The following is a 23,790-nucleotide window of genomic DNA, read 5'->3' as shown; positions in this document are numbered from 1 at the left end:
TTTGCTCTTTTAAGTGAAGGTTACTATCATTGCCTTGAGGCTGTGTTAATTGATTAGGACTTACGCGGTTGAACTGAAAAACAACAGCTCTAAACCTTCAACTGTCTAAATAGACGATTTAACTGCAAGGTCTATTGATCATGATTCTAATCCTCAAGTGCGTAAGTCCTATTGATAAAAAAATCATTTGTCAATTAGATCTTTTTTTCCCTAAAAAAGCTAGCCTGGATCAAATTATTTACTTAATCCCGGATCAAATTGTTTAGTTCGTTTTTGGATCAAATTGTTTACTTTATTTATATTGGAAATATATAGTTCCAGGTTTAAATAAATTTCAGAAAATAGGTTTTGAGATTTTGTTACAGAATAATTTTATCAATAGTAGAGAAAGAATTAAGTTAGATATAAAACCTTCAGGACTTCCCTGAGACGGAACTTTCCTGAAACCATTTTATGCCATCTCTGCCGGGCAGGGATCTGATAAAAAGATTCAATGGAAGTATCAATGCCTGCTTAAAAGCAGGTTTGAGGAATTATGGCTGTTGTTAACCTTCCAGGAAAGGACAAAATGGAAATCCGGATGCAAGAAAGGATTGCTGAACTGGAGAAAGCCAATCAGGAGTTACTTGCTGAGATTTTCGAACGCAAGCAGGCTGAGGAGAAGTTTCGATATCATGCCAATCTAATAGATAATGTCTCAGATGCAATCATCTCCACGGACAGAGAACTGAAGATTAAGAGCTGGAACAGAGCTGCAGAGCGGATTTACGGCTGGAAAGCGGACGAAGTTATTGGAATGAAGGGATCTGACATTCTACGGACAACATTTCCAGAAAGGCTCAGCCGGGAAGCTATTGCCAGGGAAATTTTTGAAAAAGGTAGCTGGGAAGGGGAGCTTGTCCAGAGGACAAAGGATGGCAGAAAGATCAATGTATACGGCAAAAGCGTGACGCTCAAGGATGAGGCTGGAGCTGTGATCGGTGGAGTTTCGATTGTTTCTGATATCACTGAGCGCAAGAGAACAGAAAAAGCATTAAAGCTATCAAATCTTTATAACCGCAGTTTGATTGAAGCCAGTTTGGATCCCCTTGTAACCATCGGACCTGACGGAAAAATAACAGATGTCAATAATTCCACTGAAATAGTTACCGGTTATTCTCGAGATGAACTCATAGGTACCGATTTCTCAGACTATTTTACCGATCCAGAGAAGGCTAAAAAAGGTTATCAATGTGCGTTCCAGAAAGGATTCGTAAGGGATTATCCTCTTGAGATTCGGCACAGGGATGGGCATATAACTCCTGTTCTGTATAATGCCTCAGTTTATAAGGATGAGGCAGGTAAGGTTACTGGGGTCTTTGCTGCTGCACGTGATATTACTGCAATTAAAAAGGCAGAGGAGAAAATTCATAAACTTGCCAATGCGGTAGAATCATCGGATGACGCATTTATTACAAAGTCTCTTGATGGCATTATTACAAGCTGGAATAAAGGGGCAGAGAAGATTTACGGGTATCTGGCTGAAGAAGTCCTGGGAAAGAACATATCCATGCTTGAACCAGACAGTACTAAAGGAGAAACAGACCATTTAATTGAAAAGATTAAACAGGGAGAAAGGATCAGGCACTACGAAACTTTGCGCATGAAAAAAGATGGTACAATAATAGATGTTTTAGTAACCCTTTCTCCGGTCTTTGACATGTCTGGAAAGCTTATAGCCATCTCAACTATTGCAAGAGACATTACTGAACGAAAAAAAGCAGAAGAAGCTCTGAGAGTGTCAAACCTTTACAACCGCAGTCTTATTGAAGCCAGTCTGGATCCTTTAGTAACCATCGGGCATGACGGCAGGATTATGGATGTGAACCGCGCTACAGAAGAGGTTACCGGGTATTCGAGAAGGGAGTTAATTGGGACTGATTTTTCGGATTACTTTACCGAACCTGAAAAAGCCAGTGCAGGCTATCGGCTGGTATTTACGAGTGGCGAGGTCAGGGATTATCCTCTGGAGATTCAACATAAAAATGGACATATAACTCCTGTATTATACAATGCTTCAGTTTATAAAGATGAGAATGATAAAATCATTGGCATTTTTGCTGCTGCACGCGATATTTCTGACCTTAAAAAAGCAGAGAAAGCCCTCAAAAAAGCGTACGGTAACTTAGAAGAAAAAGTTAAAGAGCGCACAGCTGAGCTCGAAAATGCTTACAATTCATTAAAGGAAAGCGAAAGAAGCCTGGCTGAAGCTCAAAAATTAGCTCATGCTGGAAGTTTTGATTGGAACATTGTAACTAACGATGAATACTGGTCTGATGAACTATATCGTATTTTTGAGCTTGACCCTAAGCTTAAGTTAAACCACGATATATTTTTAAATTGTATACATCCAGATGATTTGGATTACGTAAACCATGCCATCAGCGGAGCATTAAACGGAAAGCCTTACCATATTGACTATAGAATAATCTTACCTGACGGAGAAGAGCGTATAGTCTACTCTCAAGGGGGGATTATTTTTAATGAAAAGAATACACCTGTTAGAATGATAGGAATAGTTCAGGATATCACTGAGAGTAAAACTGCCCAGCAAAAACTGCAGCAAAGTGAGGAAAAATACCGTTTCTTTGTGCAGAGTTTTAAGGGAATTACTTTCCAGTTAGACAAAGACCTGAATATAGAATTCTTTCATGGTGCTGTTAAGGAAATTACTGGATATGAAGAAGAGGAAATATCATCGAGTGAATTATGGACTCAACTGGTAGTTCCCGAAGATCTGGAGATATATTTGGAAGCAGAAGCAAAAGCAGTACAATCGCCTGGAGATTATTTGGGAGAGGTTGAGTATAGAATAAATACTAAAAATGGAAGTATAAAATGGGTTCAGGAAATTCATCAGAAAATCCGAAACTTAAAGGGAGAACCGCTATACACCGGTGTAGTATATGATATAACTGAGAAAAAAGAGGCTGAAGAATCTCTTCAAAACCTTGAAGTCATCCGTAAAAAGGAAATCCACCACAGGATTAAAAATAACCTGCAGGTTATCTCTTCTCTTTTAGACCTCCAGGCTGAGCAGTTTAGAAACAGAGAATATGTGAAGGATTCGGAAATTATTGAAGCCTTCAGGGAAAGCCAGGATAGAGTAACATCAATTGCTCTGATTCACGAGGAACTGCATGAGGAGGAAGGAACAACCGATACCCTGAATTTCTCTCAATACCTGCAGAGACTTCTTCAAAATTTATTCCAGACATACAGGTTTGGAAAAATTGATATCTGTCTGAATCTGGATCTTGAAGAGAATATCTTCTTCGATATGGATACTGCTGTTCCGTTAGGAATGATTGTAAACGAACTTGTCTCCAATTCTTTTAAGTATGCTTTCTCGGGCAAAAAGACCGGAGAAATCCAGATTAAACTCTGCAAAGAGGTTATAAGTGAACCGGATAACAGGGAAGGACTTACCCGGAAAAGTACCATGTATACCCTCATTGTCTCAGATAACGGGACTGGGATTCCTGAAAAAATTGATTTTGAAAATTCGGATACACTCGGCCTGCAGCTTGTAAACCTTCTTGTAGATCAATTAGACGGTGAGATCGAGCTTAAAAGGGACCAGGGAACTGGGTATATCATACATTTTTATCTTGAGGAAGATGAGAAGACATGAAATCTCTGCCTCTATAATTTAAGTAAATTTTTGCCAATTAATTTCTTTCGCGCGTCTGGGATCAGATAACTATTAACCAGCCTTTTTGATTGAAGTCTTAAGGTATTGAATATTCAGTTGTGATATCCTGACGTCCGGAAATATTAAGCTCAAATCAGAGTTCTATTTCAAAACACAGTTTGATCACTCTTTCCGTAAGCACCTGAACATTTTCCTTTCCCCTGAGTTTTATTGAAAAATCAGCGTACTTATTATACAGAACCAGCCTTTCTTCAAAGAGCTCTTTAAGGCTTCTGTCCCTGAGCCCTACTATACCTCTTCTTCTTGCATTGGGGATTCTTTTTACAATGCTTCTGAAAGGGGCATCCAGAAAAACAATTTTTGAAATTTCTTTCAGGTGCTTCATGGCTTCCCTGGAATAAATCACGCTTCCACCGGGAGAGATGATGCAGTTGTCAAGCTGCCCGAGACCCAGAATTGCTTCTTCTTCAAACCTGAGAAGAGCAGAATCACCCTGTTTATCAATAAGTTCCTGAAGGGGCATTCCTGTTTTTTCTGTTATTAAGCGGTCAACGTCGATAAAAGTATAATTCAGACGTTTTGCAAGTGCTTTTCCTATGGTACTTTTCCCTGCTCCTGCCATACCTATTAATGTTATGTTCATTGCACACGCTTCCTGCCTGTAAAATCAAGAACACAATGCCGAAAATTCTCAGGATAGAGGATCGACAGTTGACAAACGTCAGGACAAAATATAATCTTCTGCTATATAAAATGTACAACGTGAATGTTTCAAAAAAAATGGAAACTCACAGAATATATCTAATAGGATACATCTAATAGAATATATTTAATAAAATATGTCCAATAGAATATTTAATAGAATATATAGTAGAATATATCTAATAATACTCTGGACAACCAGGAATATTGAAAGGATATCTGTGTTTAATCGAAAAGACAGTATAAATATAAGATCGATAAGAACTCTAATAAGTTATTTCCTGGTGAGCTGCTCTTTTCGGCCTGCAGTCTGATAGTTCTGACTGTAAATTTGTTTTTCAATTTCTTTAGAGGATTGCATAAAAGCTGACATATACTCCAGAAGGACAATTCTGCTGCCTGAAATATAATGCCTGAACAGACCTCGAGCCGTAAGTTTATCCACCTGTTCAAGAGAAATAATTGCAAGGTACATAAGAAGCCTGATGAAAAATACAAGATGGAGCACAAGCATTTTTACCCAGGGGCTGTCCGAACTGATTGCCATACCGCAGACCCAGTTGCAGATCCTGAGAGAATGAGAAAGTAACCTGAATTTATAATAGTGTAAATATAGAGCCAGAACCACAAAAAGAAGTGCAGCCCCAACGAATAAATTCATTTCCTGCGGTACTAAGTACATATCAGTCGTTAATCATACTTTTTAATATTATTTGAATTTATCCATTTATCCATTTTTCATAAAAAAATAATAAAAAAGCCGGAGGGATGCCCGACAAATAAAGTGTCTGACCGGAAAAGTTGCCTGTATGCACCCCTGAACCGGACAAAATCTCAATTCGGGACCCATTGTTAAATCGTGCCTGTCAGCCCCTACTGGCGGGAACGAAGACGGAGAATCAGGGTCCTGACGTAAGGAGGAAGAATGGTCCGCCTGTAGACACTTTATCTTGGGTTACACATGTATTTAACACTTTTCTAAAGATTCGTAATAATACACGGGATGAATCAAATTAAAAACTTGAAAGCCTGAAGAATAAACCTGCTTTCAAAAAAATATAAAACTCGAAAATATATAATCTGATATTGCAGGCTTTTGCAATAGCATATTTATTCCTTTGTATTTTCGATTACGTGTTTGCCCCTTTCAGCAGGGACAATTGAGAGTTCAGCGCCTGGAAATTCTTTCTCGAGAGGCTCGCCTTCAGCGATCCTGTCCATTGTGATTGCCACTGCTGCGACTTCCGAATGGGGCTGGCTTCCCACAGCTACGTTCCAGTCAGCGAGCTGGTAAACTTCAGGTGGGACCTTTTCTGCGCCCACAATGATCATAAGTTTGTCGCAGTTTTTAAGTTCACAGGTAACGTCAGGCAAATTCACTCCGTACATTGAAAGGTGGCAGACTTTCCCGTCTTCTTCTTTCCATTTTCTGATTTCCTGCTTGAAACTGACGTTATTTTTAATGTAGAAATCTCCACCCCACCGCTGAACCACATCTTCAAGACTCTGCACTATCCCGGGGTCATCAGATGCAAGAAGCATGCCTTCGGCTCCAAGCATCCTGGCAGTTAAGCCTACATGTGTGGTAATTCTTTTGTCCCTTTCAGGGCGGTGCCCCAGGCGCAGTAAAACAATTCTCTTCATGATCGGCTAAAAACCCTGACAAGGTATTAAAGGGTTTCACTGGAGTTCCACTGGAATACCAAAAAGAGAATATGGGTTTACTGTAACCCATATGTCCCTGGAATTCTTCTGAGAAGCATGCCCTCAACTATTATCGGGTTTGTTCTCTGGGCTGTTGTCAATGCGTTATCAAGCTTGAATTCTTTTTCAGCGTATATGGTGAGGATAGGATCTCCTTTTTTGACCTGCTCTCCTCTTTTCTTGTGAATTGCGACTCCAGCCCCTTTGTCATTGGGAGCCCCTGCAAGTCTGGCGATCTCTATTAACCATTTGTTATCGAACTCCATAACATACCCGTCTGTAGAAGCATAGATATCAGCAGTATACTGCCCTACCTGGATATCATCGGACTTAATATTCGGGTCCCCGCCCTGGGCTTCAATGATCTCTTTCATCTTCTGGAGGGCTTTTCCACTCCTTAGGGTTTCAAGCGCAAGCTCTTTTCCATGGTCCCTAGGAGCCGCCCCTCCCATTTCAAGAAGAATGCCAGCCAGTGCCGCGCTCTTTTCAATCAGGCTATTTGGACCTTCCATGCTTTCCAGGACTTTCATTGCTTCTTTTACTTCAAGAGAGGGACCTACTCTTCTTCCAATAGGAGACGCCCCGTAAGTAATGGCGCACTCAACATTCATTCCAAGCCTGTGCCCAAGGTTAATAAGGTCCCTTGACAGCTTCTGCCCTTCCTGAATAGTGTGGACCTTCGTGCCTGGTCCGATAGGGATATCCATTACCACATTGTCTGCTCCTATAGCGCCTTTTTTTGCCATGATCGAGGCAAGCATCTGGTAATAGGGGTCAATAGAAAGCGGGTACTCGACTCTGATCAGCTTGTCATCCGCAGGCGCAATGTTTGTAGCTCCGCCCCAGACAAGAGCGCCTCCTACTTTTTCAGTAATTTCCTTGACCTCCTGAGAGCTGAACTCAACAGGAGAAAGCACTTCCATGAGGTCTGCAGTACCGCCTGCACCAGTGATTGCCCTTGAACTCGTTTTCGGGATCAGAAGTCCGTTTGCGGCAACTATGGGGACAATGAGAAGAGAAATCTTATTTCCGGGCACTCCTCCTATCGAGTGCTTGTCCATGATAGGATGAGTATCAAATTCAATAGTATCTCCGGTTTCTATCATTGCCTTTGTCAGCCATTCTACTTCGTCGTCAGTCATCCCGTGTATATAAGAAGCTGTTATAAATGCAGAAAGCTCGACATCGCTAAGGTTTTCGTCAACTATGTCGCTTACAAGCATTTTGATCTCTTCCTGAACAACGGGCTTTTTGTCCAGCATTTTCCTGATTACTCCTGCAGACTTGGAGCGAAAAGCAGGAACAACTTCAACCGGCTTGTCCCAGTCCTCAAAGTGTTCATAAACTTCAGAAAAAACGCCAAGAGTTCCCGGAGGAACCATATCATCAGTTGTATCTACAATGGCAGAAAGGCTTTGATGCCCACGGATGCGGACACGGTCTCCAGGGTTAACTCCCAGCTCTTTCGCATCGGCAATATTAAACAACACTTTGTGCTGTCCAATTTTTATATTAAAATGTTCCAGCTTCAACTGCATCGAATAAACACCATCCTTTTCATTCTCAATATAATTATGATATTGTTATTGTAATTTATTTCGCCCGAATAATCCATTCTGCTGGACATTCAGGCAATGAAAATTTATGTAAAGTCTGAGAAAATATGGAAGATTAACAGGGATACGACAAATATCAGCTAAAGTATGGTATCAGCTAAGATATGATATCAGATGGAAATCATGTATCATATAAAATACCAGGTTAACTGCAGACCAAAATACCAGACTAAATACAGAACCTACCTGACATATTAACCTTTTTATTATTTTCAGTAATTTCAGAATACAATTCATAGTGTCTCCAGAAAAGTAGAATTCTTTCGGAACCCTACAGTAAGAAAAAAATTAAATAATTAGAACCCATGGAAAAAATTAAAAAGCTTTGTTTTCGCTCCTGTATAAGTACAACGCCTGCGAGAACAGGAGGATCCCAGCTACTTTTTTTATAGGCTATGCAACACCAGGCGCGGATGCTTATAGTGATTGCAGCGGGTGGACTCGAATTTATTTTTATCAAGGAGAATTTAACAAAAATATATAAGAAGTATAAGTTAAAAGGCAAGAGTGCAGCTATTGAGTTTATTGTTAAAAAGTATGAGAAAAAATTACTTTGAGTTCAATATCTCCATTTTTCTTTTTTAATTAGTTAATGCTTTCCGAAATTGCTGTGTGTCGTTTACTTTTGTCTAATTTTACTATTTAAATAACCTAATCAGGAAATTTTAAATTGTTTCTGGATAAAATTATATTACATTATAAATATATTAATAATATTTTGTATTTTTTAGGGTCCGAATTATGGGGAATGGATAGAGGAAAGGAGAATTTCATAATTACCGGATTGGGTTTGATATATAAAGGGTGTTAAACGAGTATATAAAGGAAAGAAAAAAAATTGTAAATACCTGATTTGTTTTTAGATGGTCTAAAAATGAATATTAGGAAACATGAAATACACGTTCCTGATTATGTTTTTAAAAACTTAAGGTATAAGCCATGGCCACTCTATCGCTTTAAGGAGTAATTCAATAATTAATTTATACATATCAATTTCCTCCTTTCTTAATTACAGTTTTCACTAAATTAATTAAGACAGTTTAGTACTTAATTCTTTTTTTATGTGAAATATTTATAATGTTAAATTATAAATAAAAATAGTAAAAGATAAAGGTTCTTGTTTGTGTTCTCTAATCGAAACAAAGCATGGTTATACAGAGCTTCTCATGGAAGAAAGCGAAAAGGAAGACAAGCAAATATCATTAGACAAAATTTTTTTATGCTAGTGTTGTTTTGTGGTTTATGGCACAAAATAAAGAGATACCATATTTTGAGGGAATCATATTTGTAATATTTTTAGTTTGGCTTGTTTATTATATGTTTGTGAATCCTGAGGAATTTGCATCTCCTTAATTTTTATTCTTCCATTTTTCCTTTTTTCTATAATATGCTGCCTTATGTGCAGGTTACAGTATTCCTGTTTTGGGTTCTTAGATTGAAATTTTTCTCCATAGTATTCACGTATCTTCTCCATTGAGTCCTATTTTCCCTCACAGTGATTATGCTTTACCTTGACCGCATCAAAAGGCCTTTCTTCCTTCTCTATATGCCTCTTTCCTTTTATGCAAGTCCGCTTTCCTTCTTCTTCCTAGCAGGCTTACTTTCCGTTTTTGGCTTCTCTTCCTTTATGGATTCTGGAGGCGTGAGAGCTCGGGATTGATTAGACTTTAAACTTGCAACATGTAATTGTTGTGCATTTGCTTAAGGTTCTCTTCTCTCTGGCCTGCTTTCAGAAGGTCATTTTCTAGGCGTTCTACAATTCTATCCTTTTCTGTGAGTACCACCCGAAGACTTTCGTACAGATACCCTTTTTAACTCCATAAATTACATTCTTAAAAGTAATTATATCCCTTATCACCAGAGTATCTAACAATCACTCAGTAAATAATATTATAAAAGTAGTAATGAAATTTCTAAGTTTTTCTAATTGGTTAGATTATGGATGTAATACATTTGAATGCAAAAAGTTCAGGCATTCAAAAAAACCAGAATTTGGAAAGAGATCTGAAAGGGATATATGTAAGGAAAGAATAGAGGCTTAACTACGGCAGAAAAGAAAAGATGACAGGGGCAACCTGGCCCGAAGACAACAAAAACAGTATGCCCGAAATGTGAGCAGGAATACCTAAAAACAGCTTTTGGTACAGCGGGAAAACGATTCAAGAGAATAGATTAATATTATCCTAATCCTGAATGTGATTACATCATTAAAGATATGGTAGAGCTGGAAGACACAGAAGAGGCTTAATTTTGATTTACACCGAATCAGAACAGGATTTCTGGAAATATCATTCCATGGGCTGTGGATACTGTGGAGAATGGGAGATGAAACAGGTTCAACCGGGTAACCCTATAACATTTCATTGTCCTGTATATGGATCTGCTTACTTGCCGGTTCAGGATATCGGCGGGCAGACCATGAGCTTCGTAGGGAATAGCATAGAAATGTTCACAAGAGCAACGGACCAGGAGCTTAGATTTGAGATGATGAAGAGAGGTTACTGGGTAGAAAAGAAACCGGAGGAATTCGGGAAGGAGGAATAAAACTATGAAAATGTCAATAATTGAAGCGCTTGAAAAGCTTGCAGAGCTCAACAATTACGAAGAGATTTCAGTAAAACTCAAAGATGATGACGAACCTACACCAATTGATTTTGAAATTGATGATCTCCGAAAGTTCGCGGAAGATCCGGACCAAAAATTTGATTTGATAGTCACCGAGTACACGATACGAGAGCTAGATGAAAACGGAAAAGAAAAGTTAGGAGAACCTCTTTATACAGTGGTTAAATAATCTTTCCTTTTCTTTCCTTTTTGTATTCCTTCTCATGCTTTTATTTTTCTCTTTACCCTGGCTGGATATCCTCCGGACCCGCGAGGATCTGCAGGAAAGTATTAGCCTTTAACTGCCATCCTGACAGCACTTCTCCGAAAAAGAAGAAACCTATTAGGGTCCCCATTACCGGCTCTATTGTAGCTACAATGGATGCCCTGCTTGATTCAACATTTTCAAGCCCTTTTGTGTAAAGCAGATAGGCAAGCATACCGGGAAAAAGGCATAAACCTGCAAGGTAGATCCAGAAACCTCCATGAAGGGATACTCCTCCAGAATTTTCGAAGTTTATTAGAGGCAGGAGGGCCGGCTGGCAAAAATAAAAGTATAAGCTGTAATTGTGTTATAGCTGTAATTGTTATAGCTGTAATTGTTATAGCTGTAATTGTTATAGCTGTAATTGTTATAGCTGTAATTGTTATGTTATTGACTTTTTAAGGGCAGCCTTTCAAAATATACTGTAAAGGGTGTATACGAAGCCAGCACCCAGCCCGGTAAGAAGCCAGGGAAAGGAGATGGAAGGAGAATTACCGAGTTCAGAAAGGTAGCCGGTTACAAAAGCGCACCCTGTAAGGGTCAGGCCCAGGGAAAAGAGTTTTTTGCACCCATGCTTTCCCTGAAAAAGATTCCGGAAAGGACAGTAACAAACGCAGGAGCTGTATATAGAAGAGTAACGGCAACTGCAATAGAAGTCTCCCTCAGGGTAATAAAATAGCAAAGGTTAAAGAAAACAAGACTGAGGATATCTATTCCCACAAAATAAAGAGAACCGCTATGTTTGATTCGTTAATCGAAAAAGAAGAGGAAAAGGAATTAATCAATAAGAATCAATATGCACTGGGGTTCAGTTCTATGCTTGAAAGTTATCTGTGTCTGGATATATAAACCAGCCCCTTGGCTACGATCAGTGAAATTACTCCAATTAATAATGCAGTTATAATAACCATTAAAAGATTTCCCTGTTCAGCAAATTGAAACATAAAATAGAATAAAACAATAGTAAACACTCCTCCAAGGAGCAGCAGAATTGCTGCCAGTCCTCCGAAGCCCTTTCCTCCAAAACTCTTTTCAGTATCCTTGCGCATGTACGGTCCCTCCTGGATAAATTACAGTAAATTTTCGTTCAGATAAGCTTTCAAACTACAGTTTTCAGGTCCTTCTAGCAATTGATTTTAGCTACTAATTGGTCCTAAAAGCCTGAATTCAACAAAGATTAATATGATTATATTTTTTGCGTGGAAAAATGATTTTTTAATTTCAGTACGGTAGTAAAGATTAGAGTGCACAATAAAGGAGACCTCTAAAGCTTTAAGCATGCCGATTCTTATGATATTATAAGAGATGCGGGCATCGAAATGCCTGCCTCAGAGGTATTCAAATATATGCAGGTGTACAGCCTTCTAGTCCTAAAGAAATTTATAGTTTTTGATTTTAAAGCCCGTGTAACCGCGCTGAAGAAACCTTCAGAAATGAACCCTATTTTAAATAAGGACTCTATGCATGTCATTTACATGCTTTCGTTCCGGCATAAAAATGATATAAAAATGACTTTATGATCTCAGCAGAAAAGAATAAATTAAAAATTCGGATGTGAAGGTATGATCTGTACACACGAACTCCTGTGAGAATAGAATCCGAACCTTTGCCTTTGACATAGCATGACAACTCTCTAATTTAGATGTTTTACTAATTAAGGGTGTTCTCACTAATTTATGGCGTTCTTTGTTTTAATAGTTCCTGAGTTACTTGAAACGATATTATTTTTTGAGTGATAGGCGGTCAGTCTTTAATTGAATATCTTATATAATACAATTTATATAATATTCCCCAAAGAGAAATTATTTAATTAAAAGGCAGTGAGGGAACGCCAGAAAGAAATCTGAAATGGGGGAAAGTTATGCTTGTAAGCTGCGAAGAAATTAACCATTCGTTTGATAGGGCCAGGCAGATTTTCAGTGATATGCTATTTCCGGCGCAGAGGGAGGCTCTTATTAATAAAGCCCGTGAATCTGATGTCCGAAAAGATGTCGTTCAAGCCCTCTCGTACATTCCGGAAAGACAATACCTCAATGCGGGCGATGCAACCGGCGCAGTAGATGTGATTCAGAATATTGTACAGCCCTTTGTATGTTTGGATTATCCTGTGGCAAAGGAACAGCTTATTGAAGCAGCCAGAGATTATAATTCTCCGGGTTATGTAATGGGCGGACTCGAGAATTGCCCTGATAAAACGTATGACAGCTTCATTGATGTGGTCAATTGTTGTGGTGGCATGTTTAAATGGTGAGGCTGTAGATATTTCAATCTAAGAAGGGTTTAGTTTTCTTCTTTCTTTTCATTGATTTCTCACGCCTTTACCGCTACTTCTTTTCAACTTCTATTACTCTTTTTTCATAGTTATTTCATAGTTAAATACCATTTTTTGTTATCGTGCTATAAATCTCTGCCGAATACCAGTGGTTTTTGTATGGCATTTTTCCATAAATCTGCGGCTGCCGGGGCACACTCAAGAAATTATGAGTGATATATTGCAAAGTATGAAATTATGAAAAAATGTATGGCAGATTTTCCGGAGATGAAAACATTAAAATAGAAGCTGGCAAAGGGTAGCGGATTATCATAGCCCCGGTTCCGCACCCAATACTTGTGGAAATAATTAAATAAGATGATCTGAAGATATAATACTTAAAGTGATTTATTCAGTTTATCTATCGGTGGGATGTAAATCGAAAAAAACAGCTCAAATCCGGATCAAATTAAGAACTGTCACTTAAAGGCATCAGTATTCTCTGTCATTGTCCCGGTACAGAGTAAATAGAGAATGAATGCCGAACCTGGATACGAATATCAAAGCGAAACCCCGGAATATGGGAAATACGATAACATGATCCTGAACTTACGGCTTCATTGTGAGCTGAGGACTTTGTATGGTAAGCGATGAAGAGATGAGGTCCGGGAATATTTTGAATCTGTTATGGAAATTTGGGTTCCCGGCGGTTGTTGGAGTTGTCACTGCTGGCCTACAGGAAATAATCGACTGCTTTTTTATAGGAAATGTGATAGGAAGCTGTGGTCTTGCAGGGATTACCCTTGCCTCTCCTCTTTATGTGGCGATAATTGCAATTGGTTTACTTATCGGTGTTGGCTCGTCCAGTCTTACAGCTCTGGAACTTGGCAGGGGAAATACTGAGGAAGCCCTGGATATCTCTCACAATGCTTTCCTCCTATGCCTTCTTACAGGACTCATTTTGACTATAGGCGGTTTAGTCTTCTGTGAAACCTCAATCAGCATTCTCGGGACAACCGGGCCTGCCCTCACTTTCGCCAGTGAGTATCTGACAATTATTTTCGCGGGTTCGATTTTTATGGTCATTTCTCTTGCCCTTGACCCTCTTGTAAGAAATGACGGAAACCCAAAGCTCTGCATGAAAATAATGGTTGCAGCATTAGTTGCAAATATCATGTTTAACTACCTTTTAGTCATGCGTATGGGCATGGGAATGCAAGGAGCTGCCGTTGCGACAGTTATTTCATTTGCCCTGCCAGCAGCACTGCTGATGCATTACCTTTTTGGAAGCAGGGCAAAGTTGAGGCTCAGGCTTAAATATATCCGGTTTAGAATCAGAACTTTGACCCGGATTCTTCAAGCAGGTCTTCCATCCTTTGCAATGCAGTTATCACTGGCTCTTGCTCTTTTTGCCTACAATTACATGCTGCTCAGATACGGTTCTGAGCTTGTGGTCTCAGCATATGGCATCATAGGATATATCTGTTCAGTCTTCTACATGCTTTTTGAAGGGATAGCTCTGGGAGTGCAGCCGATCATAGGTTTCAATTACGGGGCTGGCTGCTATGAAAGGGTTTCAAAAACCCTGAAGTTGACAATGTTTTCCTGTATCCTTATAGGAGTTTTCGGATTTTTGCTGCTGCACTTTTTCCCTGAAAACGTTGTGAGTATCTTCAGCCGGAACAACCCCGAACTTCTAAATATTACTTTGAGAGGAATGGATATTTTCATGCTCTCGTTACTAGTTGAAGGTACTGTCCTGCTCACTGCCATTTATTACCAGTCGATAAATAAAATAAGGGAAGCACTATTTATTAATCTGGGAAAGATTTACTTTTTACTTTTTCCTCTGCTTTTCATCCTCCCGATTTTCTTCGGCCTGGATGGAGTCTGGTATGCGTCACCAGTTTCGGAGTATATAATGCTGGTGATGGTTCTGGGAATGCTTTCAAAGGAATTTAAGTCCCTCAAAAATGTAAAGGCAAAGACCGATGATCCCAATCCAAAATTAAGCGATTTTCGGATCCATTGGCTGAAAAATTAAACTCACAGGTGAAACGCGTTCTTCAATCAGGTGAATATTCATAAGAGAAGACTTCACTCATGAGGATATTTTCAAAGGATTGGATCCAATCTTATAACTAATCTTCATTTCAAAGGATTAGATCCAATCTTATAATTAATCTTCATTCAAAGGATTGGACTAATCTTATAATCAGTCTTTATTTCAAATGATTAGATCCAATCTTCTTTTATGGATGTAAGTTACTGAAAAGAAAAGATCCTGCCAAAAAATGGTTGCCTGTTGTAATTTTACAACAGGGAATGCGAAACCGCAACTGATTTGGTATAACTGATTTGATATTATACACCTAATGTAAATTTTCAATACGCATTACTGGCTTTTTTGACAGGCTTCAGGTCCATGTAATAAGCTTGCAGTCCAGATTCAAAGTCAATTCTCAATTCAAATATGAAAATGGTTTGAATTTAGACATCCACTCATAATTACCCTACGAAAAGGAAATTTTCGAATTGCCATGGATCTGGATTGTGTTTCACGGCTGGATTTTCTTTAAAGAATATTTTGCGGTTTTTAAGAGGCGTCCAGTCCGAAGGTATGGAAATGAATTTTCCGAGGTATGGTCTGGCAATGTCCAGGACAAAATCGTGAGGCAGGTCTTCAGGCGTTTTAATACCTTCTCGCGGGTTTTCAAGCATCCAGAGTATGGCAGCAACAATGCCTGCAGCTACCTGAACAGTAGTAGCATTCTGACCCGGAGCAAGGGACCTTGCCTCTTCAATGCCCAATGCACTCCCGGTCCACCAGGAATTATAAGAATGTCCCATAAGGAGTGCACCCATAACATCCTCACCGGATACGATTTCATTTCTCATAATCCTGATCCTGGGCTGAAGCTCATAATTCCTGCCTCGCAATTCACAAAGGGATGAGAGTGTATCATGACAGGGCATATAAGCATAGTGTACGGTAGGCCGATAGACCGCATTGCCATTTTCACACACGGTTAACATTTTCAAAAGGCCGTATGATTCGCCGTGGCGGATTGCCATGCCTACAATCTCTTCGTCCGGTATCCAGGATCTGACCCATGTATTGATGCCCATCCGGGGCAGAAAAATCATATTTTTCGATCCGTTAGGAGGTATGTGAGCCAGAGGCGGCAGTTTGCTCTCATGCGTTCCCCAGCCTATTTCGACAGGAGCAGTCCCTTCTTCTCTTAATCCTTCAATGCTCCATGTCCCTACAAATTCATCAACCTCTTTTGGCCGATTTGCTACCTGGGTGTCACGTTCGCTACAATGAATTACCTTGACCTCCAGCTTCTGAGCGAGGCGGGCAAAATCCCTGTTTTTTGCAAGAAGGGCAATTTCCTGTTCCTCTTCAAGAGAGACTTTTTTGTCAGCGCAGGTGCGGGCAGCAATATCCAGCAATCCCTGCTTTACGAAATGAGTTATCAGGCCGGGATTTGCGCCGTGGTCAACAACAGCAGTAGGCGCGTCTTTCCAGTCACGGGAAAGTTCAAGCAATTTCATTTGCCGTAAATAGAGTGATTTTTCCAATAAACTTCGAGTCAAGAATCCCTCTTCAGGGTCCCATACTTCAACTGAAGTGTTAACGTACAGCACATTGTGGTCATGGCACCACTTAATAATGTCATTGGCATCGATATTCCATGAAAGATCTATGATCATGCCTTCATTTTCCATATATTGTGACAGGACCTGATCCAGATTTTTAGGGGTAATCTTTTCACGGACAAAAGTCAGTCCCTGATTAGTATATTTTTTCATAGCCTTTGATTTGTCTTCAAAATCAATTAAGGTAATGTTTTCAAGCGGAACATCGAGTTTGTCAAGTAAGATGGGGAGTGTACACTGTGAAACTGAGCCATAACCAATAATAAGGATTTTATTGGAAAACTTTTTTTTCATGGTTTCGTAAACGCGAGGCTTGGATATAACTTTTCTCATATTAACTTTTCTTAGGAACGTGGCATGATTCATCAAAACTAAAAAATATCAAACATAAGTAATGGCAGTGCATGAAAATCTGTAAAAAGAGCGCCTGTCAACGAAGTCACGAATATCAATATCAAATACTCACCGGGTTGAATGTTTACCAGGAGAGTGCTGGATTCAGGAGACCCGGAGAAATAGATCTGTAACAATAGTTGCTCACATGAATCCACGCTTTCAGCAGAGATTCTAAAAACTTCCAGGATTATTCTTCAAACCTTTCCGGTCACAAACTCTCCTCCCAGATGTTTTGAAAAGTTTTTAGGTGGCTTGGAATTCCGGTTAAAGGACTTAAAATAGCTTGAGATTTTCGATCTGTAATTCTCCTGCAGTTATGGTTTTTGCAGGTGATTATATGTGGCGAATGCACAAATTATCCCTGCATATCCACAGACAAGAGAGAGAATCATGTCCTTTATGTTTACAGGTTTTGTAAAATACCCAAAAAGATATGATAAACCATAATCAGCTAAATTTAATAAGAAAACAAATAGTGCAAACCCGAAAATAAATGAAGTAATTCTGTAACTGCTTTCATGCAGGAAAAAGTCGAATATCACTGCAATTATTATTACTACCGCAACCTTAGGAATGTATATCCAGTCACCAACCATTAAGTGGCTTAGAATCCCAATACACCCATATACCATGTAGACCATGGTGACGGATTTGAATTTTCTGATGACCAGGCTTACTAACGAAATAACATAGATCGTGGTAATGCCTGCGGCTGACCCACCAGGCATCTTTGAGAGGAAGGCACCCAAAAAGATGTTGTTGACAATGAACAGAACCACTGCAGAGCCGGTAATAAACCAGTTTTCCTTTGAAAGCATTGCATTTTCCTTAATGAGAGTCCTGCTTTGTTTGTTATCCCTTTGATTCGATTTTATTACTTCATCTATCACAATATGACCTCTGGATTACTGTATAAATGCGACTTCCGCTGGATAAAAATATTTTCTATCATTGTTCAAATGACAATTTCTTAAATAGTGCTTGAATAAATTCACCAGATAGACGCTTTGCCCTGTAACGTGTAAAATCAGGGTAAGAACACAAAAAAAGCACATGATATTCTTCGAATAACATGCCCAAAAAATGAAAGTACTTGAGAGCACTTTCATGCCAATTGGTTTTTTTCAACGCCCCAGTCCTGCCTCAGAGGGTAAAGCATATAAGTACTGAGAAATAGTTAAAAAGGGGGTTTAAAACTGGAAGACAAAACAGTAGAAAATGCAATAGCCGATGTATTAAAAAGGTTAGATATCGCATATGTGGACGATACCACATACAAACGGCTTGTTAATATTGGCTTACAGTATGATTATATAGAAAGTGAACTTTTAGAACAGATGCTTGAAACCGAACTTGTTATACTTCTTGTAGACTGCCGTTCTGTAAGCTTTTGAAGATGAAGTGTAACTTCATTTTTCTTCTTTTTTTGTGTTGAAGACTAACATTATTTGCTGTCGAATTGTATTCCTAAATTTTTTTCTGCTTTTAAGTTAGACAGTTCCAGCCTGCCAGTTGACTATGTGGATAGAAGTTTTCCTGTGACCACGGAGTTCTATTGTCGAAAAGGGGTTTCCCTGAAATCCAGACATACTACAGACATTAAAGTTACAGACATTTAATTACTTAGGCATTCAATTACTTCGCTAAATGTTATCATTCAAATTACAGGCATCCAATTATTTCATTGAATGTTATCCTCGTCCTGTTCACTTTAATCTGACTTCTCAATGGTTAAGACAGCCTGTAAATGGCACAAAAGAGCCCATTATAAGAAACCAGGCTCTTCTTCCCTGAATATATGCAGCACATTATCAGGAACAAAGAAAACCCGGATTATCCTCAGGAACAAAGAAAACCCGGATTATCCGGTTTAATCAGGACAACTCACTATTTGGAACCCCGCTATCCAGATAGTGGAGTGTAATATCATCTCCAATACGTTCAACCTGGATAAGTTCGTATATTTCTGCAAACATCACAATATCCAGTTCAAAATCTTCATTACTTATAGGAATATCTTCAGGAACGGCTATTCCAGCTTTAGAGAGTTCTTCTACATTATCATATAGTTTTATTGTTAAAGTCTTCATTTTTTCATCACACCCATACCAGTGATTTTCTTCCCTGCAGTTTATCCACTGCAATAATCTATAGGCACTATTTGTATATAAACCATTAAATATAATAATTCTCAAAAGATTCAAATGACAGTTTGCCGGAAGGCTATGCATCCGGTTTTTCTGATAGTGTTCAGTTACTTCAGATTCCTTGCAGATTTTCAGTTATAGCTGGTTTGATAGTGGAGCTATGGAAAGTAAGGAGTTCATAAGAACTGAAAATTACAATCCCGGGCTTAAACCTGCAGAGCCAGGAGGATTGTTAAAGAGCCAGGAAAATTGTTAACAGTTTCCCTTTATGCTCAATAAAATGTAAGCCGCCAGGAAAAAGAAAGCACATAAAGCTATTACCTGCGAGCGTCTCCAAAAAGCCTGAATTTTATTCAGCAGCCAAAATTTTATTCTAAACCCAGTATTTTTTCAAAATCCTGATTTCTCTTCTAAAGACTGAGCTTAACTATCTAAAGATAAATTTCTTACTTTGAAAAATTCATGTTTTGCACGATGTATGAAATTAGCCACTTTTATTTCGTCTTTGAAACCAGCAGAGTCTTTAAGTCCGGAACTGGCGTCTACACCATATGGCTTTACAAACCGTATAGCCTCTCCAACATTTTTCGGAGTCAGACCTCCTGCCAGGATAACCGACCTTGATACCTCTTTAACGATGTTTCTACTAATGCTCCAATCATGAACCAAACCTGTTGAACCTACCTTACCATTTGCTAAATCAAGAGTATCCAGAATGAAAGCATCTACTACGGATTCAAAGGGCTTCATAGCGTGAATAACTCCTGGACCGGTAACATGAAAGTTTTTGATTATTTTTATATTAGGAAATCTTTTACGCAGTAATATGATACAATCGACTGTACAATCAGAGTGCAGCTGAACAGAAGTAACACCTGTCTCATGCACAAGGTTAGAGATTCCTTCAGCATCATCCAGTTCCGTAACCAGAACCGGTGAAGTATAAGGCGGGCATTCTCTCACGATTTTTTGGGCTAAATGTTTATCAATGAAATCGTCCGAATTATGCTTCTGTCCCACCACCAGTCCAACCGCATCAGCTCCGCAGTATGCAGCCATAATAGCATCTTCAACCCTTTTAATTCCACAAACCTTTACTCTCATGATTTTCTCCTTTTTTCCTGAAAAGCCTTTGATAGTGCCGTAATAAGTCAAGCACAAATCTATTGACAAATCTATTGATTACTGTGAAAAAGAAGACCTATTATATGAATCATCTGAGTTTAATACTTTCACCCAGCTCAGGTACTCCTTTTAGCCTATTACTTATAATTCATTCTGAGGTTGGTTAATACGGATACATCAGAGAAATACATCAGAATGTGCTCACTCGCAAAGGAAATCCAGAAAAAATGGGTATTCCAGCCCGGTGATTTTGTTTATAACCCTGCCTTTGAAAAAGTTGAGGTCTTACTTCAGCCCGGAAACAATTCTGTTAATTATATCTGGCTGCCGAGACAGGACCAGCTGCAAGAAATCTGTATCGAATTCTATATGAAAAATCTGAGGATCCCAAAATTCGAAGCATTCTCACGATTCCTGGAATGGTACTCCGGACGCCTTAAATATACTTTCGAACACGGGCTTAAGAATGGAAATGGTCTCATTGACTCTGGAGAAGAACTTTTGTTAACCCGTGCAATGATAATGATGCACTGGAAAAAATGGGATGGAGAAGATTGGGTAAAAGCTTTGGAAGGGCCAGCGCAGAAGAGGCAGGAGTCTTCAGCTGGGAATTACAAAAAAGAGTTTCCTCAAAAAACCAAACAGGTTACGGATACCTAATTATCTAAATAAATACCATCCCTGTTCTATCCATTTTGAATCTAACTTCTTAAGGATCAGAAAAATTTGTACACGATGTAAAAAGTCTTTAATGAGAAACTAAGGCTTCTCCCTAAATATGAAAAGAATTTTTCTTAAGAGCCGAGAATGCATGCACTCAACCAGAATAGTCAGGTCTAACAGGATATTCAAAATGGCAACATTTTCTTTTTATGCTGAGGCTTTCAATACTTCCTAGCAAACACGTTGGAATAATCTCAAAAAATTTTCACATTATTCTTTATTTTCCAAACGCTCAACTTTTGTTTGCTAACAATAATTTTTGTAATTCTTTTAGAGATAGGACTTTATCCTTTCTTCTGTGAATCATACGATGGCAATTAGCACAAAAACAGATTAAATCTGTTTCAGCATTTATTGGAACGGAACCTTCCCTTTCATAGAGTGGTTTTAAATGATGAACTTCAATATAGTCTTTCCCTATTTCACCATATACCTTTTCAAAATCAAACCCGCATCCCTGGCATACAGTTCCATGTATTTTAATAGCGTTACGCCGATTTATTGGATTTCGTTCATATTGAGTAGTATAACGCATTATAATTTTGCCATCTTGCCTATTTTCTATAGGGTAACTTGTAAGCTCTTCCTCTTCAGATTGAAACTTTTTTTCGTCTACGATACCGAGCTCTTCTATTGCCTGGACTAACTCGTCTCTTACCTTCCAAACAAAATGGTTACCCTCTTTGTAGTCTTCATACCACCCTTCAAATGGTACAATGAATTTTGATTCATTACCTTGCGTTCCGATTACTTCAAATCGATTAAGGTACTTGATAATTCTATTAGTTAAACCAATGACGTATCCATTGTATGGAGTACCTTTTAACTCAGATGGATACTTTGCCATTATTGCTTGACTCGTAGCTCGATGATCAATTTCGTAGTACCATTTCAAAATCATATCCAAATATTTAGGTCCAAAAATCTTTGGATTTTGAAGCATTGATTTCCATTCTTCTACAGTGATGTCAATGTCTGCTTCATATCGACCATCAGAATATCTCAGGTAACGCTTTTCCATTACTAATCGCCTTTCAGTTTATAGTAGTACACAAGGAAATGTATAAACACCTTTGAAACGTTAAATTTTTTGATAATATTTTCTAATGTATACTGTTTCAAACGCTTTGTATAAAATTTACAATAAACATGAATCATTTATCTTATTTTGGCATTTTTTTGTGGCAATTCTCCAAGCATCCTGCATACGTAATAAAGAGAATCACTTACAAGTAAAATAAAAATTGTATGCAAAAAGTAGAAGAAATACAATAGAGAAATTAGTTAACAGACAAAGTACTTTAAGAAACCTCTAAGGAGGCAGAAGTTTTGGAAGATTGGAAGATAAAAGTTTCAGTGCTCTGGCTCTTTGCATCAATCGCTTTTCTGGCTCATCAGATAATAGTTCTTATGGAACCGGGTGTTTTAGCACAATTAATGGCAGGAATGGCAGAAGACCAGGAAATAACCCCGGGTATGATACTATTCTCTGCAATCTTAATGCTGGTTCCAATGATTATGGCTTTTTTATCCCTTACTTTGAAACATTCGCTGAACCGCTGGCTAAATATCATCGTGGGTGTAGCCTTTGCTGTCCTGTGGTTCTTCAGCGTAATCGAAGCTGCACAGTCTGCATACTGGGGCGGAGCACTGATGACGCTTTCAGCAGCCATAGCTTCTGTACTAATCGTATGGTATGCATGGAAACACCGCCTGGCATCGTGACAATCACTAAAAGAAAAATGTGAAATAATGCATCATGATATTGAATGTTAAGTAATCACACATCAAGGCACTTAAAAAAAGACTACTTTTTCCTTCTATTAAGCTTGTTACAAAACAGAATTTAAATGTTATATTTTTACTGCCTTCTATCTTACTGCCTCTCTATCAGCTCTGGTTCAAATACATTTTTCTACTCTGCAGCACCAATGTAAAGGTAAGGAATACTGAAGTATCAAATTACCGATTACGGTCTGATTGTGAACCAGGGTTTTTGCTATAAATTCAAGGGGTAATAAAGATGGATATGAATTCAAGCTGGTATCTCGATAGCAATCCAGAATGTGGTTTGAATCCTCTTCTAAAAATCGTTAATTCAAATAGTGACGAAGAAAACATTGAAATAATTTCCTGGGCAAACGAAAATGGCATAGAATTAATTGACCTTAAAAAGTACACAGCGGTTGAATTGATACAGAAGAGACATGAATACAGGCTCCTCTTAGAAAAGGTGTTAGAAGGCACAAACCTCGAAGGAGATGATTGCTGCCTTCGTGGATTCGGGACACTTGAAGAACACAGGATTTTCCATGAAATATGTAAAGACCAGACGCATGGTTATCATGAGTTTTACGCAAAGAAAAATGCCTACTGGGAAGCCTTAAGACAGGCTGAATATAAGGAACTCGGATTCAATCCTGATTTATCCAGAAGACATATCGTGGAACGTATCTTAAAACTCAACTCAGAATCAAAATAAGTTTTCAGTATTTAATTCTTACAGATTGGATATTGGCATTTGTATCTTTATCGACTTGATGTTCAGGCACTTAGGAAAAGTTATTAAAAATTTGTTTTTCTAGCAGTCAATTACTCTCTTTGGAGAAGAATCTGGTAAAAAACAGATAAAATATCCAGACTAAAGCGGGAGATTCTTATCTCTTCATTTTTTCTAATTTCTAACTTTATTATCGTAAAGTTTTTGATTTATAATCATAAGGAGTATTTATTCTGTTAATTTTATATAATTTCCAGTAATCTGTTTTTTGGGAATCATAACTTCCATGCCTTTTAAAGATCACAACAGATTACCGTCAATCAGGCAATTGATGAACTCATGCTTACTGGTAGCATTCTATGATACAGGGATATTCATTTTAAAACTATATGTAAAATAG

General features: G+C 38.5%; 23 protein-coding genes. 10 read left to right on the top strand and 13 right to left on the bottom strand.

All coding sequences use genetic code 11. The features are described 5' to 3' along the window. Positions 1-535 precede the first annotated feature (535 nt). The gene (locus RSJ42_RS04205; RefSeq protein WP_410509432.1) at positions 536-3,673 is read left to right on the top strand and encodes a PAS domain S-box protein; all 3,138 of its coding nucleotides are present in this window, start codon (positions 536-538) and stop codon (positions 3,671-3,673) included. Between the two features lie 154 nt (positions 3,674-3,827). Here RSJ42_RS04205 and RSJ42_RS04200 read toward each other — a convergent pair whose 3' ends face one another. From RSJ42_RS04200 to RSJ42_RS04185, 4 genes are all read right to left on the bottom strand, one after another. Beyond that, complete coding sequence (locus RSJ42_RS04200; RefSeq protein ID WP_410509431.1) at positions 3,828-4,337, bottom strand: shikimate kinase; 510 nt, start codon at positions 4,335-4,337, stop codon at positions 3,828-3,830. Positions 4,338-4,670: 333 nt separating this feature from the next. Further along, on the bottom strand, positions 4,671-5,057 hold the full coding sequence (locus RSJ42_RS04195) for a hypothetical protein (RefSeq protein ID WP_410509430.1): 387 nt from the start codon (positions 5,055-5,057) through the stop codon (positions 4,671-4,673). A 449-nt stretch (positions 5,058-5,506) separates the two neighbouring features. Further along, a complete protein-coding gene (locus RSJ42_RS04190) occupies positions 5,507-6,040 on the bottom strand; it encodes a tRNA (cytidine(56)-2'-O)-methyltransferase (RefSeq protein ID WP_410509429.1) in 534 nt (177 codons plus the stop codon). 77 nt (positions 6,041-6,117) lie between these two features. After that, positions 6,118-7,638, bottom strand: a complete 1,521-nt coding sequence (locus RSJ42_RS04185; RefSeq protein WP_410509428.1) for an AMP phosphorylase — start codon at positions 7,636-7,638, stop codon at positions 6,118-6,120. A 500-nt stretch (positions 7,639-8,138) separates the two neighbouring features. Between RSJ42_RS04185 and RSJ42_RS04180 the strand changes: the two genes are divergently transcribed. Next, positions 8,139-8,273, top strand: a complete 135-nt coding sequence (locus RSJ42_RS04180) for a hypothetical protein (RefSeq protein WP_410509427.1) — start codon at positions 8,139-8,141, stop codon at positions 8,271-8,273. A gap of 722 nt (positions 8,274-8,995) precedes the next feature. Here RSJ42_RS04180 and RSJ42_RS04175 read toward each other — a convergent pair. Then, on the bottom strand, positions 8,996-9,190 hold the full coding sequence (locus tag RSJ42_RS04175; protein ID WP_410509426.1) for a hypothetical protein: 195 nt from the start codon (positions 9,188-9,190) through the stop codon (positions 8,996-8,998). 776 nt (positions 9,191-9,966) lie between these two features. Here RSJ42_RS04175 and RSJ42_RS04170 point away from each other — a divergent pair. Beyond that, positions 9,967-10,260, top strand: a complete 294-nt coding sequence (locus RSJ42_RS04170) for a hypothetical protein (protein ID WP_410509425.1) — start codon at positions 9,967-9,969, stop codon at positions 10,258-10,260. 10 nt (positions 10,261-10,270) lie between these two features. Beyond that, positions 10,271-10,510: a hypothetical protein gene (locus RSJ42_RS04165; RefSeq protein ID WP_410509424.1), complete on the top strand. Its 240-nt coding sequence runs from the start codon at positions 10,271-10,273 to the stop codon at positions 10,508-10,510. Between the two features lie 52 nt (positions 10,511-10,562). Here the strand turns inward: RSJ42_RS04165 and RSJ42_RS04160 are convergent, their stop codons facing one another. From RSJ42_RS04160 to RSJ42_RS04150, 3 genes are all read right to left on the bottom strand, one after another. Next, positions 10,563-10,841 carry an EamA family transporter gene (locus RSJ42_RS04160; protein WP_410510315.1) on the bottom strand — a complete coding sequence of 93 codons (279 nt, stop codon included), beginning with the start codon at positions 10,839-10,841 and terminating at the stop codon, positions 10,563-10,565. A gap of 284 nt (positions 10,842-11,125) precedes the next feature. Further along, positions 11,126-11,305 (bottom strand): EamA family transporter, encoded by a 180-nt coding sequence (locus RSJ42_RS04155; RefSeq protein ID WP_410509423.1) that lies wholly within the window; start codon positions 11,303-11,305, stop codon positions 11,126-11,128. Between the two features lie 107 nt (positions 11,306-11,412). Next, the gene (locus RSJ42_RS04150; protein ID WP_410509422.1) at positions 11,413-11,634 is read right to left on the bottom strand and encodes a hypothetical protein; all 222 of its coding nucleotides are present in this window, start codon (positions 11,632-11,634) and stop codon (positions 11,413-11,415) included. Positions 11,635-12,446: 812 nt separating this feature from the next. On the opposite strand from RSJ42_RS04150, the gene RSJ42_RS04145 reads away from it, so the two are divergent. Together RSJ42_RS04145 and RSJ42_RS04140 are read left to right on the top strand one after the other, a co-directional pair. Next, the gene (locus RSJ42_RS04145) at positions 12,447-12,836 is read left to right on the top strand and encodes a DUF2795 domain-containing protein (RefSeq protein WP_410509421.1); all 390 of its coding nucleotides are present in this window, start codon (positions 12,447-12,449) and stop codon (positions 12,834-12,836) included. Positions 12,837-13,476: 640 nt separating this feature from the next. Then, positions 13,477-14,880 carry an MATE family efflux transporter gene (locus RSJ42_RS04140; RefSeq protein ID WP_410509420.1) on the top strand — a complete coding sequence of 468 codons (1,404 nt, stop codon included), beginning with the start codon at positions 13,477-13,479 and terminating at the stop codon, positions 14,878-14,880. A gap of 464 nt (positions 14,881-15,344) precedes the next feature. Here the strand turns inward: RSJ42_RS04140 and RSJ42_RS04135 are convergent, their stop codons facing one another. Together RSJ42_RS04135 and RSJ42_RS04130 are read right to left on the bottom strand one after the other, a co-directional pair. After that, on the bottom strand, positions 15,345-16,793 hold the full coding sequence (locus RSJ42_RS04135; RefSeq protein ID WP_410509419.1) for a saccharopine dehydrogenase NADP-binding domain-containing protein: 1,449 nt from the start codon (positions 16,791-16,793) through the stop codon (positions 15,345-15,347). Positions 16,794-17,209: 416 nt separating this feature from the next. Then, on the bottom strand, positions 17,210-17,785 hold the full coding sequence (locus RSJ42_RS04130) for a hypothetical protein (RefSeq protein WP_410509418.1): 576 nt from the start codon (positions 17,783-17,785) through the stop codon (positions 17,210-17,212). Between the two features lie 369 nt (positions 17,786-18,154). Here RSJ42_RS04130 and RSJ42_RS04125 point away from each other — a divergent pair, with 369 nt between their 5' ends. Further along, positions 18,155-18,289 carry a hypothetical protein gene (locus RSJ42_RS04125; protein WP_410509417.1) on the top strand — a complete coding sequence of 45 codons (135 nt, stop codon included), beginning with the start codon at positions 18,155-18,157 and terminating at the stop codon, positions 18,287-18,289. 480 nt (positions 18,290-18,769) lie between these two features. Here the strand turns inward: RSJ42_RS04125 and RSJ42_RS04120 are convergent, their stop codons facing one another. Together RSJ42_RS04120 and RSJ42_RS04115 are read right to left on the bottom strand one after the other, a co-directional pair. Then, positions 18,770-19,099: a hypothetical protein gene (locus RSJ42_RS04120; protein WP_410509416.1), complete on the bottom strand. Its 330-nt coding sequence runs from the start codon at positions 19,097-19,099 to the stop codon at positions 18,770-18,772. A gap of 366 nt (positions 19,100-19,465) precedes the next feature. Continuing rightward, positions 19,466-20,215, bottom strand: coding sequence for a phosphoribosylanthranilate isomerase (locus tag RSJ42_RS04115; protein WP_410509415.1), 750 nt, complete (start codon positions 20,213-20,215; stop codon positions 19,466-19,468). Positions 20,216-20,362: 147 nt separating this feature from the next. Here RSJ42_RS04115 and RSJ42_RS04110 point away from each other — a divergent pair, with 147 nt between their 5' ends. After that, positions 20,363-20,827, top strand: coding sequence for a hypothetical protein (locus RSJ42_RS04110; RefSeq protein WP_410509414.1), 465 nt, complete (start codon positions 20,363-20,365; stop codon positions 20,825-20,827). Positions 20,828-21,122: 295 nt separating this feature from the next. On the opposite strand, the gene RSJ42_RS04105 is transcribed toward RSJ42_RS04110, so the two are convergent. Continuing rightward, on the bottom strand, positions 21,123-21,911 hold the full coding sequence (locus RSJ42_RS04105) for an HNH endonuclease (RefSeq protein ID WP_410509413.1): 789 nt from the start codon (positions 21,909-21,911) through the stop codon (positions 21,123-21,125). A 308-nt stretch (positions 21,912-22,219) separates the two neighbouring features. Here RSJ42_RS04105 and RSJ42_RS04100 point away from each other — a divergent pair, with 308 nt between their 5' ends. Then, positions 22,220-22,615 (top strand): DUF6326 family protein, encoded by a 396-nt coding sequence (locus tag RSJ42_RS04100; RefSeq protein WP_410509412.1) that lies wholly within the window; start codon positions 22,220-22,222, stop codon positions 22,613-22,615. A 298-nt stretch (positions 22,616-22,913) separates the two neighbouring features. Further along, positions 22,914-23,372 carry a hypothetical protein gene (locus RSJ42_RS04095; protein ID WP_410509411.1) on the top strand — a complete coding sequence of 153 codons (459 nt, stop codon included), beginning with the start codon at positions 22,914-22,916 and terminating at the stop codon, positions 23,370-23,372. Positions 23,373-23,790: the final 418 nt, after the last annotated feature.

Source organism: Methanosarcina hadiensis (assembly GCF_046529725.1).
GTDB classification, from domain to species: domain Archaea; phylum Halobacteriota; class Methanosarcinia; order Methanosarcinales; family Methanosarcinaceae; genus Methanosarcina; species Methanosarcina hadiensis.
This window is presented reverse-complemented; position numbering and strand designations above follow the sequence as displayed.

Coding starts and splice junctions, on each gene's coding strand:
- RSJ42_RS04205 (WP_410509432.1), top strand. CDS start 536: ATGGCTGTTGTTAACCTTCCAGGAAAGGACAAAATGGAAATCCGGATG.
- RSJ42_RS04200 (WP_410509431.1), bottom strand. CDS start 4,337: ATGAACATAACATTAATAGGTATGGCAGGAGCAGGGAAAAGTACCATA.
- RSJ42_RS04195 (WP_410509430.1), bottom strand. CDS start 5,057: ATGAATTTATTCGTTGGGGCTGCACTTCTTTTTGTGGTTCTGGCTCTA.
- RSJ42_RS04190 (WP_410509429.1), bottom strand. CDS start 6,040: ATGAAGAGAATTGTTTTACTGCGCCTGGGGCACCGCCCTGAAAGGGAC.
- RSJ42_RS04185 (WP_410509428.1), bottom strand. CDS start 7,638: ATGCAGTTGAAGCTGGAACATTTTAATATAAAAATTGGACAGCACAAA.
- RSJ42_RS04175 (WP_410509426.1), bottom strand. CDS start 9,190: ATGGAGAAGATACGTGAATACTATGGAGAAAAATTTCAATCTAAGAAC.
- RSJ42_RS04165 (WP_410509424.1), top strand. CDS start 10,271: ATGTCAATAATTGAAGCGCTTGAAAAGCTTGCAGAGCTCAACAATTAC.
- RSJ42_RS04150 (WP_410509422.1), bottom strand. CDS start 11,634: ATGCGCAAGGATACTGAAAAGAGTTTTGGAGGAAAGGGCTTCGGAGGA.
- RSJ42_RS04145 (WP_410509421.1), top strand. CDS start 12,447: ATGCTTGTAAGCTGCGAAGAAATTAACCATTCGTTTGATAGGGCCAGG.
- RSJ42_RS04140 (WP_410509420.1), top strand. CDS start 13,477: ATGGTAAGCGATGAAGAGATGAGGTCCGGGAATATTTTGAATCTGTTA.
- RSJ42_RS04135 (WP_410509419.1), bottom strand. CDS start 16,793: ATGAAAAAAAAGTTTTCCAATAAAATCCTTATTATTGGTTATGGCTCA.
- RSJ42_RS04110 (WP_410509414.1), top strand. CDS start 20,363: ATGTGCTCACTCGCAAAGGAAATCCAGAAAAAATGGGTATTCCAGCCC.
- RSJ42_RS04105 (WP_410509413.1), bottom strand. CDS start 21,911: ATGGAAAAGCGTTACCTGAGATATTCTGATGGTCGATATGAAGCAGAC.
- RSJ42_RS04095 (WP_410509411.1), top strand. CDS start 22,914: ATGGATATGAATTCAAGCTGGTATCTCGATAGCAATCCAGAATGTGGT.